Below are 18,381 nucleotides of genomic sequence, written 5' to 3'. Positions count from 1 at the left end.
ATTCATCATCCTTGTTCATATTCTCTCTTATTATCTGTTCCATTATAACGTAAAATATTCCATTTTTTCTTTTATTTAGAAAAATATTTCACATACGTCTATTTCAATCATTTTTTTAGAAAAACAATCTAAATCGTTGCCTTTTTTTGTCAGACATGTGTAAACTATAACCGAAAGAGGTGTTTTTACATGGATATATCAGTGATTGATGCAACAAAAACAACTACAGAAAAAGGTATTACTTATGGTTCATCAGATGCTCCTAAAAAAATGATCGAATTCATCAACTTAGCTTGCCCATATTGCCGACAATGGTTTGAAGAATCTCATGAGCTATTGGAAGAAGCCGTCCAAAGCGGTCAATTACAGAGAGTGATCAAATTATTCGATAAAGAAAAAGAAAGCTTGCAGCGAGGAAACGTGATGCACCGGTATATCACGATCAGCGATGGACAACAAGCAATCAAAGAGATCAAACAAATATTCGATACTCAAGACGAGTGGAAACATCTTTCGCTCCAAGGAGTAGCGGATTTTGCAGCAGATAAATTAGGGCTGGCAGAACAAAAAAACGAACAGCTGAGCCAAGCTATCATCAACGAAGCTGAGCAAGCACATATTCGATTTGTTCCAACCGTCATCTTGGGTAAAGAAATCTTTGATGAATCTATTTCAAAAGAAAAACTAAAAGAATTGATCCAAGCAAAATAAAACAACAAGGGGGCTGTGACAAAAGTCTTGTCACAGCCCTTTCCTAGTATGTTTTTTCCGAATAAACGGTGTTCCAGAAGTAGCTTCTGTCACAACCTCTCCACTAAACAGTATTCAATCAGATATAGTTTCCAGTGATCGTTTGTGCATTCTTTAATCCTCCTGGAATCCCTTCATAAAGGATACTTCCACCACCAGATCCACCTTCTGGTCCAAGATCAATGATCCAATCAGCACTTCGGATCACATCTAGATTGTGTTCAATAACAATGACCGTGTTCCCTTTATCCACTAAGTTATTGATAATTCGAATCCCATTTTCGACATCTGACATATGCAGTCCTGTTGTCGGCTCATCTAGAATGTATATTTGTCCATTTGTTTTCAATTCATTAGCTAATTTCAGCCTTTGTGCTTCTCCGCCAGATAAGGTGTCCATCGGCTGTCCAAGAGTCAGATAACCAATACCAACTTCTTTTAGATTCTCAAGCTTTCGCTGGATCTCTTTCTCATCAAAAAATTCAAGTGCTTCTTCTATGGTCATATCCATGACTTCTACGATATTTTTACCACGATAACGATAATCCAAAACAGTTGGATCATAACGTTTCCCATGGCAATTTGAACAAACTACCTCTGATTTGTCCATAAAGGATAGATTAAGCTCGATTACACCCATTCCTTTGCATTCTGGACAAGCCCCTTTAGAATTGTAGCTGAAATATCCAGCATCAACTTGATTTTCTTTACCAAAAGCTTTCCGAATGTTATTCATGATCCCACTGAATGTGGCTGGATTTGACCGTTTGTTCGTATGGATTGGATTTTGATCAATAAGTAGGCTTTCTGGAAAGTCTTTTAAAAATACTTGATTGACCAATGTACTCTTGCCAGAACCAGCTACCCAGAAACAACGGTAAAAACACCTTTAGGAATTTCTAAGCGAATATTTTTTAAATTATGCAAAGAGCTCTGGCGGCTAATAAAGGTTTCTGAAAATGTCCGTACTTCTTTTTTGATTGGTAATTGATGTCGCAAATAGTTTCCCGTTAACGTACCAGAATCCAGTAACCCATCATAATCCCCAGTATACATGATCTCACCGCCGTGACTTCCAGCATAAGGTCCTACATCCACGATATGATCGGCCACCTTGATGACATCAGGATCATGTTCGACTACCAGAACTGTATTCCCTTCATCTCGGATTTTTTTTAATAAATCATTAAGTAGATGGACATCTCTAGGATGCAATCCTGTACTTGGCTCGTCAAAAATATACATCATATTAGTCAAACTGCTAGCTAATTGCTTCACCATTTTTACTCGCTGTGATTCCCCTCCAGATAAACTTGAAGTCTCGCGTGTCAATGTCATATAGCCTAATCCAATATCAATCAAATCTTGGATACGTTTTTGGATACTGGCAATCAACGGATGACGCTCTTTGTTATCTAACGTTTCTAGTATTTGTAATAGTGAAGATAATTCTTTTGCGGTCAAATCGTATATATTATAACCGTTTATTTTAGAGTTTAGGACTTCGTGTGAGAAACGTTTTCCTTGGCATTCTGGACAAGTGTCCATTTTGGTATACGTCTCCAGAACCTTTGCTGTTTTTTTCGTTGTTTCTTTTTCAGTATGGACATTGGTTCGCATGAATCGAGTGACAATCCCTTCATAAGTCACATTCATATCTCCCGCACTTGGTATATTGATTCTCTCTGCTTTTCCATACAATAATCGATCGTATTTTTCTGATGTGTATTCGGAGATTGGTTTGTTTGGGTCGAATAAACCAGTCTCTGCATACATTTTCCAATACCAAGTCCCTACCGTGAAATTGGGAAGCAAGATTGCTCCTTCATTTAGTGAGCGTGTCGCATCTACAGCGGCATCGATATTCAATGTTATCGTTTTTCCAATTCCTTGGCAGACAGGGCACATACCTTGAGGATCATTAAATGAATACGCGTTGGCATAACCTAATGGCGGTTCAGCAAAGCGTGAAAATAAAATTCGAAAAAGTGCCTGAATATCCGTTGCAGTACCTAAAGTGGATCGAGCATTTCCTCCCAGTTTCTTCTGATTGATCAAAACAGCCGTGGATAAATGCTTGATCTCATCAATATCAGGTCTGCTATATTTAGGCAAAAAATTACGTGCAAAACTATTACAAGTCTCATTCAGTTGTCTGCCCGCCTCCTGTGCAATCGTATCAAAAACAATAGAAGATTTGCCAGACCCTGATACGCCAGTAAAGATGGTAATTTTATTTTTTGGGATACGCAAATCAATGTTTTTCAAGTTGTTTTCTCGTGCATGAATCAATTCAATATACTCTGTCATCCTTGTTTCTCCTTTAAAATCGATTTTTAAACAAATCTATGGCGAACAACGGGCAGTAATAGGGATTTATAGTTTGACAGAAGAAGAAAAGAAAAGTAAGTGATATTTTGTTAAATAAAAAAAACTGATACATCCGCACCTCTGCTTCATGTATCAGTTTTTACATTGGATTACACTGCTTCTTCACGTAGTTTTTCCGCAAATTCATTGATTTTGCGTATACGGTGATTGATTCCCGATTTGGATATCGTACCTGAGGGAATCATTTCCCCTAACTCTTTCAAACTGACTTCTGGATGCTGAAGCCGGAGTTCAGCAATTTCCTGAAGTTTTTCAGGAAGGGCATGCAGACCGACCTTTGCTTCGATCAATTCGATGTTTTCAATTTGTTTAGAAGCCGCATCAATCGTCTTATTCAAATTTGCTGTCTCACAATTAACTAGGCGATTGACCGAATTTCTCATATCCCGTACGATCCGCACGTCTTCAAATCGAAGCATCGAATTAGTTGCACCAATCAGTGTCAAGAAATCAGCAATCTTTTCTGCGCCTTTTAAATAGGAAATATAGCCATTGCGTCGTTCAAGCGTTCGAGCATGCAGTCCGTAATAATTCAACATATCGCAAATGTCTTGGTTGTGCTGTTCATAAATGGAAAATATCTCTAAATGGTAACGGCTTGTTTCTGGATTATTGACTGAACCCGAGGCCATAAAAGCCCCACGTAAATACGAACGCATTTTTTGCGAATTCCCCATAATCTCGTCCGAAACGTGTCCATTGAACATCATACCATCCATAATATCAAGATCCATCAACACATCTTTTGTGCCTTGCTTCAAGCGGACGATATAGACATTGTTCTTTTTTAATTTCATTTTTTTACGAACGAGTAGCTCACTTCGTACCTGATAATGATCTTTCAAAAGAGAATAGATACGTCTGGCAATTGCAGCATTTTCTGTTTGGACGTTCAAAATAAACTGCTGGTTCACAATACCTAAAGAGCCGTTCATTCGCAACAAAGCAGCTAATTCTGCTTTCGCATGTTCTCGATGAACTTCCAAACCAGTTAGTTCTTTCTTCACATCTGCAGCAAATGACATCCTATTCTCCTCCTTTCTCCAACAATAAATTGCTTAATATTTTGAACCGAAAACTAATCGGAATAATTCTTCTACCACTTTGTCTCCATCATGGAAGACACCACCGTCTTTCAATTCTAAAAAGTCGGTAGAAATCACTCGACAGCCTTCATTTCTCAATCCATGGAAATCATGTGCGACTTGTACTAAGTACTCATCATAGATTTCCGGGTCCATATAATCTTCTGGTACTTTTTCCGTATTGACTAGTACCGTGTCGATAAAAGGCTGCTTCAAATGCTTGTGTAAGACACGTATATGATCGGCATCGGTGAAGTGTTCAGTTTCCCCTTTTTGGGTCATGATATTACAGATATACACGGTTTCAGCAGTTGTATTAATCATAGCTTCGCCAATTTCTGGTATCACTAAATTGGGAAGGATGCTAGTGAATAAACTGCCGGGACCCAAAACGACCATGTCGGCATCCATAATTGCTGAAACGACTTTTCGTGCCGCTTTAGCTTCACTTTTATCATTCGTGTTGCAAACATAGACATGATCGATCGTTTTGCGATCAATCGCGATTTTAGATTCTCCTACTGCAGTCGTTCCGTCTTTAAAGACGGCATGCAAGGTCAAAGGCGTTTCTGAAGAAGGATAGACGTGTCCATCTACATGCATCATTTTCGCTAATAATTGAATCGCTTCATATGTGCTTCCTCGCATTTCGGAAACTGCAGCAATAATCAGGTTACCGATCGTATGATTGGCTAAGAACTGATCTTCTTTTTTAAAACGATATTGGAAAATATCTTCATAGAATTGCGGCATATCTGATAACGCTACTAAGACATTTCTCAAGTCACCAGGAGGAGCCATAGCGATCGATTCTCTGATTGCGCCGCTGCTTCCACCATCATCCGCAACAGTTACTACCGCCGTGATATCTGCTCCCTGATTTCGTAAACTTTTTAGGATAACCGGTAGACCCGTGCCACCGCCGACCACTACGATCTTTGGTTTTCTTATCCGGTAGGTTTTCATTTTCACGACCGGTTCACCGTCTCTTTCCTTTTATCCTTGTCCCGATGTGTCACATTGACTTTATATGTTTTTCCTAAAGCATTTGCCAAACGTTCAGTCAACGCCACAGAACGGTGTTGGCCGCCTGTACAGCCGATTGCAACTGTCAAGCTGCTTTTTCCTTCTTTGATATATCCAGGCAATACGGTTTCCAGAAGATCCAAAAATTTATGATAGAAAGATTGTGTTTCATCAAAGGACATCACATAATCATAGACTGGCTGGTCTTTACCAGTTAGTGGTCTTAGTTCTGGAATATAATGAGGATTTGGCAAAAAACGTACATCCATCACGATATCAGAGTCAATCGGCAACCCATATTTAAAGCCAAATGATACAAATTCGATTCGAAATCCTTGGTCTCCCTTTGACTTGAAAGACTCGTTGATTTTTTCGCGTAATTGTCGTGGTGTCAATGTCGTGGTGTCAATGATCACGGAAGCTTGTGCTTTCAAGTCGTCTAATATTGCCCGCTCTTTACGGATTCCTTCAGTGATCAAACCGTCCATTGCCATCGGATGCGTTCGTCTTGTTTCTTTGTAACGAGCAACTAGTTCTTCGTCCGAAGCATCTAAAAACAAGATAGAAGTGTCGATGAAGTTCGTATTTTCGATTTCAATCAACATGTTTTGAATTTCTTCAAAGAAAGAACGAGAACGTAAATCTACTCCTAAAGCCATTTTTGTGACTTTACCTGATTCTTTGATTAATTCCCAGAATTTTGGAATCAATCGAGGTGGCATATTATCGATACAAAAATAGCCCATATCCTCAAAACTTTGGATAGCTACTGTTTTTCCTGCACCGCTCATACCTGTTATGATGACTAATTGCAAATTATCTGTCATATTTACGAACCCCTCTCACATTGTACATAATAAAATTATATCATTCCGGGCGTATCATTACCAGCTTTCTTTCTCTTTTACAAAAAGATTTGGACCAAATATCTTTTAGGATATTTGCCCCAAATCCAAGATTTTTCTACTTTTCAGATACTGTATCTAATGCTTCGTTTCTTTCAGCTAATGCACGTTCGATCGTCCGATCCGCTAAAATAGATTGAGCATCGATCACTGGGTAATGATTATCTTCAGCAAATTCATGCATCAAAGATAATTCCGTGCAACCTAGAATAACTTTTTCACAGTTTAATCGCTCTACCGCTTCCTCCAAAATCTCATAGTAGAGTTCTTGATTCAAGTGATCTGACTCTTTGATTTCATGATAGATCAAATAATTGATTTTTTCTTGAAGCGCAGTATCAGGAATCACTGTTTCGAATCCAAGATTTTTGACTTCGCGTTCATAGATTCCAGCTTTCATACTTCCTTCTGTTCCTAGAATCGCTACTCTCCCTGTCGTATGCTGACGGACAAGTTCATTTGCTGCTTCTCTTGGCATATGCAGAATAGGAATATCCGTTGCCGCTTGTAATTCTTCAAAAAAGTAATGTGCTGTGTTACAAGTCAACACAATGAAGTTTGGTCGCAATAAATTTTGTTTCTCAATATCGTCCAGCAGAAACGGCACTGGATTTTCTTCTGATCGATCTAAAATATAAGCTGTACGATCAGGAACTGTTGCATGATTGAATAAGACATAATTCAAATATTCTTGATCTTTTGTAGCTTTCGTTCGGTGGTTGATCAAGCGAACAAAACTTTCTGTCGCCATCGTGCCCATTCCGCCTAAAATACTGAAAAAATTCTCCATGAACTAGCCTTCTTTCACATGAAAATACTTTTTGAATCTTGGAATATAGTTATGGAACATATATTTCATCAACATCCAGCGCTTGATTGACCGATCTTTTTCATAAAATACAGTAGTGCCGTAACGATTTTCTTTGATCATTTGCTCAGCTAGTTTTTTGTCTTCATTTTCCCGAGCATATTCTAAAAAGATTTTTTTGGGCACACCCATCCATAATCTTGCTTTATCTGATTGATTCGTTCCATAGGTCGTTTCAACAAAGGGTTTGTTGAACACTCGATCTTCCGTGACGAAACGAGCCAGATTCAAGCCGTTCAATGTCACAAAGAAACTGCTACGTCCTTGTCTCAAATTGATTTCAAATAATTTATATTCTCCATCTCTAGGATCATACTTCATATCGAAATTGGCAAAGCCGGTATATTCGATTTTTTCCAAAAATGCTTTAATGGTTTGATAGATTTTTTCGTTATAATCTGGCATGATCACAACGTAATTTCCAATCGATGCTGGTGTAGGATCTTCTAAAAGTGGATGACCAAGACACATCATCCGAACTTGATGATCTTCATCTACATACGCATTTAGCACACGCATATTACTATCATCACCGGGGATAAAATCTTGTGCGATCATTTCACTAGTATAACCGGCTTCATAGATCCGACCTAAAATCAAATCAAACTCTTCTCTCGTTTCTAGAATAAACGCTTTTTTTCTTCCTTCAAATTGAACAGAAAGGTACTCCACACTGTTTGCGGGTTTCAAAGCAACCGGGAATTCAAAAGGCAATTCCTGTTCTAAGCGTCCATTTACTAACATTTCTTCTCTGACGATCAATGTTTTAGGATACGGAAGATCATATTCTTCACAAACTTCATAAAAGCTTACTTTATTGATCAGTCTTTCAAATAAAGAATAATCAATATACGGACAGATAAAATATTCTGACAGCTCTTGCTTATGTTGAGAGATCAATTCTGCATACCCATCACCACAAGCGATCAAAAGATATTTTTTACTCTTATCAGAATATCTTTCTTTTGCCAAACGAAGCATCGTCTCGATAAATACAGGGTCTTTATCAAATCCTGGAATGACTTCTACATTGACGATTTTACTGTAGCGGGTAGGGGCTAATTGATCAGAAGCATATGCTTGGCAGACTTTGCCGTATGCTTCGTTAAAAGAACGTGCCATACCATAAACGTTCATGTCGCTTCCTAATAATATAGGGATAAATTCTTCATTTTCAATACTGTTCATCATTATCTCTCACTTACTCATAATCTCTTGTTTTTCTTTTCTAACTACACAAGGAATATCATACCATAAAGAAAAAAGCAATCAAAGGAAACTCCTCCGATTGCTCAATTCTTTTTTGAACGGATTGAACTTATAGGAAGTTTTTATCTATACCAATCAGTGTAGAAAGAACTACCATGTAATGATTCTAGAACACTAGTATTAAGAAAACAAGCACAAATTCATTTTTTTATGTTTTTTTAACTATCTCAGCGATCTATCTTCTTTATACCATTATTTTTTTCAAATAGTGACCTGTATAGCTTTCTTTTACATCAATGATTTCTTCTGGAGTTCCAGTCGCAAGGATCGTTCCTCCGCCTTCTCCGCCTTCTGGTCCTAAATCAATGATATGATCGGCTGTTTTGATTACATCTAGATTGTGTTCGATCACTAAAACTGTATTACCAGCGTCTACTAACCTTTGTAACACTTGCAGCAAACGGGCGATATCGTCGCTATGAAGACCAGTCGTTGGTTCATCTAATATATAGAAATTCTTTCCATTAGAGATTTTGTGTAATTCACTGGCAAGTTTCATCCGTTGCGCCTCGCCACCGGACAATGTCGTTGCTGGTTGTCCCATCGTCACATACCCTAAGCCAACATCAACGATCGTTTGCAGTTTGCGATGAATCTTTGGAATATGCTTGAAGAATTCTACAGCATCTTCTACCGTCATTTCCAAAACATCTGCAATGCTTTTTCCTTTGTAATGCACTTCTAATGTTTCAGAGTTATATCGTTTGCCATGACATACTTCACAAGGAACATAGACATCAGGCAAAAAGTGCATTTCGATCTTAATAATCCCATCCCCGCGACACGCTTCACAACGACCGCCTTTTACGTTGAAACTAAAACGACCTTTCTTATATCCCCGCATTTTTGCCTCGTTTGTTTGAGCAAATAACCCACGGATATCATCAAAGACACTCGTATAAGTCGCTGGATTACTTCTCGGCGTCCGTCCGATTGGGCTTTGATCGATGTCGATGATCTTTTCGATACTTTCGTAGCCGGAAATTGTCTTGAATTTACCTGGCTTGGCAGAATTCTTATTTAATTTCTGCGCTAATGATTTCTTTAAGATACTATTGACCAATGTACTCTTTCCAGAACCAGACACACCTGTTACTGCTACAAATTCTCCTAAAGGAAATTCGACACTGATATTTTTCAGATTGTTTTCTGAAGCACCAGTAATCTTGATTGCTTTCCCATTACCTTTACGGCGTTCTTTTGGCACCGGGATCGATTTTTTCCCTGAAAGATATTTCCCTGTCAAAGAATTTTCGTCATTAGCTACTTCTTCAGGAGTACCTGCAGCAACGATTTGTCCGCCTTGTTCCCCTGCTCCAGGTCCGACGTCAATCAGATAATCTGCTGCCCACATCGTATCTTCATCATGTTCGACCACAACGAGTGTATTGCCAAGATCACGCATTTTCTTCAATGAGCCAATCAGTCGATCATTATCGCGTTGATGTAATCCGATCGATGGTTCATCTAAAATATACAGAACTCCAGAAAGATTCGATCCAATTTGCGTAGCCAATCTGATTCGCTGTGCTTCTCCTCCAGATAACGTTCCCGAAGCACGACTCAAGGTTAGATAGTCTAATCCGACATTTTCTAAGAATGAAAGTCTGTCATTTACTTCTTTTAAAATCGGTTTGGCAATCACTTTTTCTTGTTCAGATAATGTAAGGTTTGAGAAGAAGTCTACTGCTTTTTGGATAGACAATTCATTTGTTTGCCCAATATTCGTTCCATTGATTTGAACAGATAATGCTTGAGGATTCAAACGATAACCTTTACACGTCTGACAAGTCAATTCGGTCATATAAAGACGCATTTGCTCACGCGTGAAATCACTGTTCGTATCATGATAACGACGTTCGATATTTTTCAATACTCCTTCGAAAGTTGTTTCTACATCGCGAACGCCACCAAAATCATTTTCATAATGGAAATGGAAAAGTTCATCTGTTCCATTTAAGATGATCTCCTGATGTTCTTCCGGTAATTCTTCGAATGGTGTATCCAAATCGATACCGAAACTTTCGCAAGCCTGCGCTAACATTTGAGGATAATATTGAGAGCTGATTGGGTTCCATGGAACGATTGCACCTTGACTAAGCGTCTTCGTTCTATCTGGAATGACTAAATCTTGATCGACTTCTAATTTGACGCCTAAACCGTCACAGTCTGGACAAGCTCCAAAAGGCGCATTGAAGGAGAACAGTCTTGGTTCTAGTTCACCAACAGTAAATCCGCAATAAGGACAAGCATAGTGTTCGCTAAACAACATTTCTTCTTCGCCAATCACGTCAACCAAAGCATAGCCGTCTGCCAGTCGCAAGGCTGCCTCTAAAGAATCAAATAGACGAGAACGAATTCCTTCTTTCACAATGATCCGGTCGATGACGATTGCGATATCGTGTTTTTTGTTTTTCTCCAGCTCAGGTACTTCACTTAAATCATAGATTTCGCCATCGACTCGAACGCGGACGTATCCCTCTTTTTGAATTCGTTCGAATATTTTTTTGTGTTGACCTTTTTTCTTTACCACGATTGGTGCCATTACTTGAATCTTTGTGCGCTCAGGTAAAGCCATTACTTGATCGGCCATTTGATCTACTGATTGACTGGTAATCTCGATATGATCGTTGGGACAAATCGGATGTCCTACACGAGCAAACAACAAGCGTAAATAGTCATTGATTTCCGTCACAGTACCTACTGTCGAACGAGGGTTTTTACTTGTTGTTTTCTGATCAATAGAAATCGCCGGACTCAATCCGTCGATGCTGTCTACATCTGGTTTATCCATTTGACCTAAAAACTGGCGGGCATACGCAGAAAGACTTTCTACGTATCTCCGCTGTCCTTCTGCATACAGTGTATCAAATGCTAAGGAACTCTTTCCAGAACCGGACAAACCTGTAACGACCACGAATTTGTCTCGTGGAATCGTGACATCTATATTTTTCAAGTTATGGGCACGTGCACCATGAATCGTAATTTTATCGTTAGCCATGTTGTCCTCCTACTTCGAAGCTTTTAATTCTAAAATCATATCTCGTACATTAGCGGCTGTTTCAAAATCCAAAGCTTTTGCCGCATCTTTCATTTCTTTTTCTAATTTCATCAATAACGTGTCTTTTTCTTCCTTCGTCATTTCTTCATACGACACTTGTACCGCTTCTTTTGTATCATCTTCCGATTCTTTCGTAATAGAAATCAAATCTCGGATTTCTTTAATGATCGTTTTTGGAACGATCCCATGTTCTTCATTGTACTTCTGCTGAATCGTACGACGTCTTGACGTTTCATCCATCGCTAAACGCATAGAATCCGTCACCTTGTCTGCGTACATGATTACTTTCCCTTCTTCATTACGAGCAGCTCGCCCAATCGTTTGGACTAAGGAACGTTCGCTACGTAAAAAGCCTTCTTTATCTGCATCCAAGATAGCAACAAGAGAAACTTCAGGTACATCTAATCCCTCACGAAGCAAATTGATTCCGACTAACACATCAAATTCGCCTAATCGTAGATCTCGAATGATCTCTGTTCGTTCCAACGTTTTGATATCACTATGCAGATATTTGACTTTGATTCCTAATTCTTTGAAATAATCTGTGAGGTCTTCTGCCATTTTTTTCGTCAGTGTCGTTACAAATACCCGTTGATCTTTTTCGACCCGTTCATTTATTTCGCCTACTAGATCATCGATTTGTCCCATGATTGGACGGACTTCGATTACTGGATCAAGCAGCCCTGTCGGACGGATGATTTGTTGGATAACGGTATCAGTTTGTTCATATTCATATGGTCCTGGTGTCGCAGAGACATAAATGATCTGATTGACATGTTTTTCAAATTCTTCTAGACGAAGCGGTCGATTGTCTAAAGCAGATGGCAAACGGAAACCGTAATCTACTAGCATCTGTTTTCTCGCTCGGTCGCCATTATACATTCCTCTGATTTGAGGCATGGTCACGTGCGATTCGTCAGCCACGATCAGAAAATCTTCAGGAAAGAAATCCAATAGCGTATAAGGCGGTTCGCCTTCTTTACGTCCGTCCATATGCCGAGAATAATTTTCGATTCCTGAAGTGTAGCCCATTTCTAACATCATTTCAATATCATAATTGGTTCGCTGTTCTAAACGTTGAGCTTCTAGAAGTTTGTTTTCATTTCGTAAAACAGCTAAACGCTGCTCTAATTCTGCTTTGATATTCGCTACGGCATGCTCCATATGTTCGTCATTCGTCACAAAGTGAGTTGCCGGGAAGATTGCTACATGTTCCGTTTCTCCTAAAACTTCACCTGTCAGCGCATTGACTTCTCGGATACGTTCGACTTCATCTCCAAAAAACTCCACTCTTAAGGCACGTTCATCTCTTGAAGCCGGGAAAATCTCCACGACATCACCACGCACTCGAAAACGACCGCGCTGAAAATCTATATCATTTCTTTCGAACTGGATACTGACTAAGTCACGAATCAACTGGTTGCGATCTAATTCTGCTCCTTGTCGAATCGAAACGACTTGTTTTTGATACTCAAAAGGCGAACCTAATCCAAAAATACATGAAACGGATGCAATGACGATCACATCATTTCTTTCTAATAATGAACTAGTAGCCGAATGTCGTAATTTATCGATCTCATCATTTACACTTGAATCTTTTTCGATATACGTATCGCTTGAAGGCACATAAGCTTCAGGCTGATAATAATCATAATAAGAAACAAAATATTCAACAGCATTGTTAGGGAAAAATTCCTTGAATTCCCCGTACAGCTGACCAGCCAATGTTTTGTTATGGGCAATAATCAGTGTTGGTTTATTCACTTTCTCAATAAGATTGGAAATCGTATATGTTTTCCCTGTTCCAGTCGCACCTAATAAAATTTGTGCTTTTTTCCCGCCGACTACGCCATCCACTAATTGGTTAATCGCTTCAGGCTGATCACCAGCCGGTTGGTATTTCGAGACAAGCTCAAAGCGTCGGGAGGTATCTCTTTCAATCATTCTTTGTCCTCCTTTTCATTCATTCCTTTTCATTTTACGACCAATAAAAAGAAAAGGAAAGCAAAGGCATTCCTTACTAAAAAATTATACCACACCGAACATACTTTCGCCACTTTTTTCTCTCATTCTCCATGTTATGTTTTATAACATATAATGTTAGAAACTCGCATTTTTTTCATTTTTTCGAGCCTACAGTCTTGTCTGATTCAGCACTTTTCGCCTATAATAATAAAATATTGGAAATTTAGGAGGTTGATTATGAAAAGAAAGCATTTATTTCACTCATTTGTTTTCTTAATGACAGGACTTGTGACACTTGCGTTTGGTCATGTTGCACAAGCTGACAACACTACAACGGCAGAGTCAAGCACAAGCGAGACAATGCAAAAAATAGAGCCCAAAAAAGACGTATACGTAATTGCTAGCGACTCTGCTTTTGCTCCATTTGAATTTCAAAACGCAAACGGCGAGTACGAGGGCATCGATGTAAAATTGATGGAAAGCATCGCCAAACTGCAAGGATTCAACATCCGAATGGACTATCGTGGATTCTCCGCTGCTTTGCAAGCTTTAGAATCAGGACAAGCAGACGGGATGATTGCCGGAATGACGGTAACGGACGAAAGAAAGAAAAGCTACGATTTTTCTGATTCTTACTTTGACAGCGGAATTCAATTAGCTGTCAAAAAAGGCGACACTTCGATCAAGTCTTATGAAGATTTGAAAGGAAAAACAGTCGGAGCAAAAGTTGGAACCGAAAGTGCAGAATTTTTAAGCGATCATGAATCTGAATACGGCTATTCTATCAAATATTTTGATGCTGCAGATCAATTGTATGACGGGTTGAAAGTTGGCGCAATTGATGCCATGATGGATGATTATCCAGTAATTGGTTATGCGATCAAACAAGGACAAGAATTGGAAACACCAATTGAAAAAGAATCTGGCGGAAAGTATGCATTTGCCGTCAAAAAAGGGCAAAACCCTGAACTTCTTAATATGTTCAATGAAGGATTGAAAGAATTAAAAAGAACAGGCGAGTACGATAAGATCATCAAAGAATATGTAGCAGATGGTTCAGAATCTTCTAGTGATTCTTCCGCAGCTGATGAATCGACATTTCTTGGACTTATCCAAAACAACTATCAAGCATTGTTAAAAGGACTTTGGCGAACGATTCTCTTGACTTTGATCTCCTTCGCTTTGGCTATAGTAATCGGTGTGATTTTTGGATTATTCAGTGTAGCACCAATACGCGCGCTTCGCACGGTTGCTAGCATTTATGTCGATATCATCCGTGGGATTCCGATGATGGTTCTTGCATTCTTTATTTTCTTTGGATTGCCTGGTATCGTTGGATTTACGATCCCCGACTTCATCGCTGGTGTTATCACCTTGACTCTTAACGCAAGTGCTTATATCGCAGAGATTGTTCGAGGCGGAATCAATGCCGTTCCTGTCGGACAAATGGAAGCTTCTAGAAGTTTGGGTCTTTCTTATAATCGGACGATGCAAAAAATCATTTTACCACAAGCGATACGCATCATGATTCCATCATTCGTGAATCAGTTCGTTATCTCATTGAAAGATACAACGATCATTTCCGCAATTGGTGTAGTCGAATTGCTACAAACTGGTAAAATCATCGTTGCACGTACGACACAAAGTACGTATGTTTATTTGATCATCGCGATCATGTACTTGATTTTGATTACAGCATTGACAAAATTAGCGAAAGTTTTAGAAAAGAAGGTGAAGTAAGATGGCAGAAAAAATCTTAGTTGAGCATCTAGTCAAAAAATACGGCGATAACACAGTATTAAACGACATCAACGTATCCATCAACGAAGGAGATGTCGTCTGTATCATCGGCCCTTCAGGTTCAGGAAAAAGTACATTCTTACGTTGCTTGAATCGTTTAGAAGAACCTTCTGACGGTGAGATCATTATTGACGGCGCCCACTTGATGGATAAAAGCACAGATATCAACTTGGTGAGACAACATATCGGAATGGTATTCCAGCACTTTAACCTATTCCCTCATCTTTCTATTTTGGAAAACATCATTTTAGCACCGATGGATCTGAAGAAAGAATCCAGAGAAGTAGCAGAGAAAAAAGCAATCAAATTGCTACAGACAGTTGGTCTAGAAGATAAAAAAGATATGTATCCTGAAATGCTTTCCGGTGGACAAAAACAGCGTGTAGCTATCGCTCGTGCTCTAGCGATGAATCCTGACATCATGCTTTTTGATGAGCCTACTTCTGCACTCGACCCTGAAATGGTCGGTGATGTCTTGAACGTCATGAAAAAATTGGCAGAACAAGGTATGACGATGGTTATCGTTACGCACGAAATGGGGTTCGCTAAAGAAGTAGCCAATCGCGTCATGTTCATTGACGACGGTAACTTTTTAGAAGATGGAACGCCTCAACAAATCTTTGAAAATCCGCAAAATGAACGGACAAAAGATTTCTTGAATAAAGTATTAAATATTTAATAAAAACCAAAAATGCACGGTCGCCATGAAGGGACCGTGTGTTTTTATCTTCTTATTTTCTCACCTAACTGTATCAGTCGCATCGCTTGTTCTCCTGCACAAACAAGCAATCGCTCTACCTGTTCCATCGCATAAGAAAGTTCCATCGGTTCATTGATGATATCAAGTACATAGTCGATACCAGTTTCATAAATGGTCGAAAGATTAGCCGAGGCACTACCGACGATAGCTATAACAGGAATATCATATTTTTTGGCTAGAATAGCAATCCCAACTGGTGCTTTTCCATTCAAAGATTGACCGTCCATTCTCCCTTCACCTGTAATGACAACATCTGCCTTTTTCATGTATTCTTCAAGCTTTAAAAGTTCAAGGATTTTCGAGATTCCTTGACACATTTCTGCATCGCAGAACGCCAACAGACCTGCTCCTAAACCACCTGCCGCACCTGCACCTTCCATTTCTAGAACGGTTATCCCTAACGTTTCTTGGATCTTTTGACCATAATGACAGAGTGCTTCATCTAATTTTAACACTTGCGCTCCAGAAGCTCCTTTTTGTTTCCCATAAATAAAAGAAGCGCCGTTTTGCCCACATAGAGGGTTGGAAACATCAGATAAAATGTAAAAAACAGTCTCTTTCAACCTTGGATTAATATTAGATATATCAATGGAATCAATCATTGCGATTTCTTTCGCGCCAAGCGCTATCTCTTTTCCATCGGCATCTTTAAAAGACACTCCCAAAGCTTGGGCCATACCCACTCCGCCGTCGTTCGTTGCACTTCCACCAATACCGATATAAATTTCTTTTACACCATGGGCTAGTACTTCATTGATGAGCTCGCCTGTTCCATAAGATGTTGCTTCCATCGGATTCATCTGATTGGTTCCAACAAGCATCAAACCGGAAGCTTGAGCCATTTCGATCACGGCACGCTCGGTATCAATCAACCCAAATTTTGCTTGAACCATTTGCTGATACGGTCCAGTCACTGTGATGTATCGATATTCTCCACCGCACCCCTCAATGATTGCATCAACAGTACCTTCTCCACCATCTGCAATCGGGATCTTGAGTACATCTGCTTGTTTCTCCACTCGTTTGATTCCTTCTTCAATAGATGCTTCTACTTCAAAAGTCGAAGCACTTCCTTTATAGGAGTCTGACGCAATGATGATTTTTTTCTTCATGCTACACCTGCTTTTTCTACCATAATCAACATGACTACTTTAAGCTATGGACGTACTAAACATGGCTTTTTGTGATCAAACGTCCATCCTGGAATTAAGAATTGCATTCCTACTGCATCATCTCTTGAATCTAATTCGTTGTCTAAATAGAGCTGATGTGCCTTTTCTACTTTCTCCATATCTAGTTCTACACCTAAACAAATTATTTCTTCTGTCAACTTGATTTTCCCATCTCTAATAACGAATGGTCTTTTTGATAATTCCTGTCCATCTTGCCAGATCCAATGAGTGTCGATGGCTGTGATCTCACCAGGTGCCGCCGCTGCTACATGCGTAAACATCGCAAGTGAGATATCAAAGTGATTATTGGAATGAGAGCCCCAAGTCAATCCAAAATCATGACACATTTGCGCTACTCTGACCGAACCATCCATTGTCCAGAAATGGGGATCTGCTAATGGGATAGATACGCTTTGCAAAGCTACAGAATGTTGCATTTGTCGCCAGTCTGTAGCTACCATATTTGTGGCTGTTGGTAATCCAGTTGCTTTTCTGAATTCCGCTAATGCTTCTCTTCCCGATAATCCATTCTCAGCCCCACAAGGATCTTCCGCATAAGATAAGATACCATTCATTCCCTTGCATAAATCAATTGCTTCTTGCAAAGACCATGCGCCATTTGGATCTAGCGTGATCCTAGAGTTTGGAAAAGCTTTTTTCAAACCACAGATCGTCTTTATCTCTTCCTCACCTTCTAAGACGCCTCCTTTTAATTTGAAATCCTTAAAACCGTATCTTTCATGTGCAGCTTTTGCTAAAGAGACGATCGAATCAGAAGTCAATGCTTCTTCTCTTCTCAGTCGACCCCATTCATCAGACTCATCGTCACCTAGCAAATAAGGCAACGTCGTTTGTCTAGAATCTGCAATATAAAACAGATATCCTAGAACGTCTATCTCATCTCTTTGCTGTCCATTTCCTAAAAGCGCAGCAACTGGAACTTGAAAGAACTTGCCTAATAGATCAAGAAAAGCTGATTCAATAGCTGTTACTGCGTGAATCGTTGTGCGCAAATCATAAGTCTGCAATCCTCGACCACTACTATCCAAATGATTGAAATTATGATGGACTTTCTTCAACACATTTTTATATTCACCGATTGTTTTACCAATAAGCAGTTGCTTTGCGTCTTCTAAAACCTTTTGGATATTTTTCCCTCCCGGCACTTCTCCTACACCGATTTCTCCATTGTCTGCTGTCATCAAAAATAGATTTCTCGTAAAATAGGGGCCATGAGCACCGCTTAGATTCAGTAGCATACTGTCATAACCTGCGATTGGTATAACTTTTGTATCAATTATTTTCGGAATCATCTTTTTTCTCCTTTTT

12 protein-coding genes and 1 pseudogene are annotated in these 18,381 nt (G+C 39.3%); 3 read left to right on the top strand and 10 right to left on the bottom strand.

Going from position 1 to position 18,381, the window contains the following annotated elements:
• The first annotated feature begins 189 nt into the window (after positions 1-189).
• Positions 190-711, top strand: coding sequence for a DsbA family protein (locus HMPREF2731_RS05210; RefSeq protein WP_002292093.1), 522 nt, complete (start codon positions 190-192; stop codon positions 709-711).
• A gap of 118 nt (positions 712-829) precedes the next feature.
• Here HMPREF2731_RS05210 and HMPREF2731_RS05205 read toward each other — a convergent pair.
• The 8 genes and pseudogenes from HMPREF2731_RS05205 to uvrB all read right to left on the bottom strand — a co-directional run bounded on the left by HMPREF2731_RS05205 (position 830) and on the right by uvrB (position 13,299).
• Positions 830-3,060 (bottom strand): annotated as a pseudogene (locus HMPREF2731_RS05205) (ATP-binding cassette domain-containing protein).
• Between the two features lie 170 nt (positions 3,061-3,230).
• Positions 3,231-4,166: a DNA-binding protein WhiA gene (whiA, locus tag HMPREF2731_RS05200; RefSeq protein WP_002292098.1), complete on the bottom strand. Its 936-nt coding sequence runs from the start codon at positions 4,164-4,166 to the stop codon at positions 3,231-3,233.
• A gap of 33 nt (positions 4,167-4,199) precedes the next feature.
• A complete protein-coding gene (yvcK, locus tag HMPREF2731_RS05195; protein ID WP_002316327.1) occupies positions 4,200-5,198 on the bottom strand; it encodes a gluconeogenesis factor YvcK family protein in 999 nt (332 codons plus the stop codon).
• Entirely contained in the window at positions 5,195-6,079 is an 885-nt protein-coding gene (gene rapZ / locus HMPREF2731_RS05190; RefSeq protein ID WP_070872465.1) for an RNase adapter RapZ, read from the bottom strand. The genes yvcK and rapZ overlap by 4 nt, the downstream gene beginning before the upstream one ends.
• Positions 6,080-6,215: 136 nt before the next feature.
• Positions 6,216-6,947 (bottom strand): aspartate racemase, encoded by a 732-nt coding sequence (locus HMPREF2731_RS05185; protein ID WP_002292103.1) that lies wholly within the window; start codon positions 6,945-6,947, stop codon positions 6,216-6,218.
• A 3-nt stretch (positions 6,948-6,950) separates the two neighbouring features.
• On the bottom strand, positions 6,951-8,216 hold the full coding sequence (locus HMPREF2731_RS05180; RefSeq protein ID WP_070872464.1) for a D-aspartate ligase: 1,266 nt from the start codon (positions 8,214-8,216) through the stop codon (positions 6,951-6,953).
• Positions 8,217-8,478: 262 nt separating this feature from the next.
• Complete coding sequence (gene uvrA, locus HMPREF2731_RS05175; protein ID WP_002313677.1) at positions 8,479-11,295, bottom strand: excinuclease ABC subunit UvrA; 2,817 nt, start codon at positions 11,293-11,295, stop codon at positions 8,479-8,481.
• Between the two features lie 9 nt (positions 11,296-11,304).
• Positions 11,305-13,299, bottom strand: coding sequence for an excinuclease ABC subunit UvrB (gene uvrB, locus HMPREF2731_RS05170; protein WP_002292109.1), 1,995 nt, complete (start codon positions 13,297-13,299; stop codon positions 11,305-11,307).
• A gap of 258 nt (positions 13,300-13,557) precedes the next feature.
• On the opposite strand from uvrB, the gene HMPREF2731_RS05165 reads away from it, so the two are divergent.
• A complete protein-coding gene (locus HMPREF2731_RS05165; RefSeq protein ID WP_002292110.1) occupies positions 13,558-15,060 on the top strand; it encodes an amino acid ABC transporter substrate-binding protein/permease in 1,503 nt (500 codons plus the stop codon).
• A gap of 1 nt (position 15,061) precedes the next feature.
• The gene (locus HMPREF2731_RS05160) at positions 15,062-15,799 is read left to right on the top strand and encodes an amino acid ABC transporter ATP-binding protein (RefSeq protein WP_070872462.1); all 738 of its coding nucleotides are present in this window, start codon (positions 15,062-15,064) and stop codon (positions 15,797-15,799) included.
• Between the two features lie 44 nt (positions 15,800-15,843).
• Here HMPREF2731_RS05160 and HMPREF2731_RS05155 read toward each other — a convergent pair whose 3' ends face one another.
• Together HMPREF2731_RS05155 and HMPREF2731_RS05150 are read right to left on the bottom strand one after the other, a co-directional pair.
• Positions 15,844-16,992, bottom strand: a complete 1,149-nt coding sequence (locus HMPREF2731_RS05155) for a glycerate kinase (RefSeq protein WP_002292114.1) — start codon at positions 16,990-16,992, stop codon at positions 15,844-15,846.
• A gap of 44 nt (positions 16,993-17,036) precedes the next feature.
• The gene (locus tag HMPREF2731_RS05150; RefSeq protein ID WP_070872457.1) at positions 17,037-18,365 is read right to left on the bottom strand and encodes an enolase C-terminal domain-like protein; all 1,329 of its coding nucleotides are present in this window, start codon (positions 18,363-18,365) and stop codon (positions 17,037-17,039) included.
• Positions 18,366-18,381 lie beyond the last annotated feature (16 nt).

The organism is Enterococcus sp. HMSC072F02, from assembly GCF_001837725.1.
In the GTDB taxonomy this organism is placed as follows: Bacteria; Bacillota; Bacilli; order Lactobacillales; family Enterococcaceae; genus Enterococcus_B; species Enterococcus_B lactis.
This window is presented reverse-complemented; position numbering and strand designations above follow the sequence as displayed.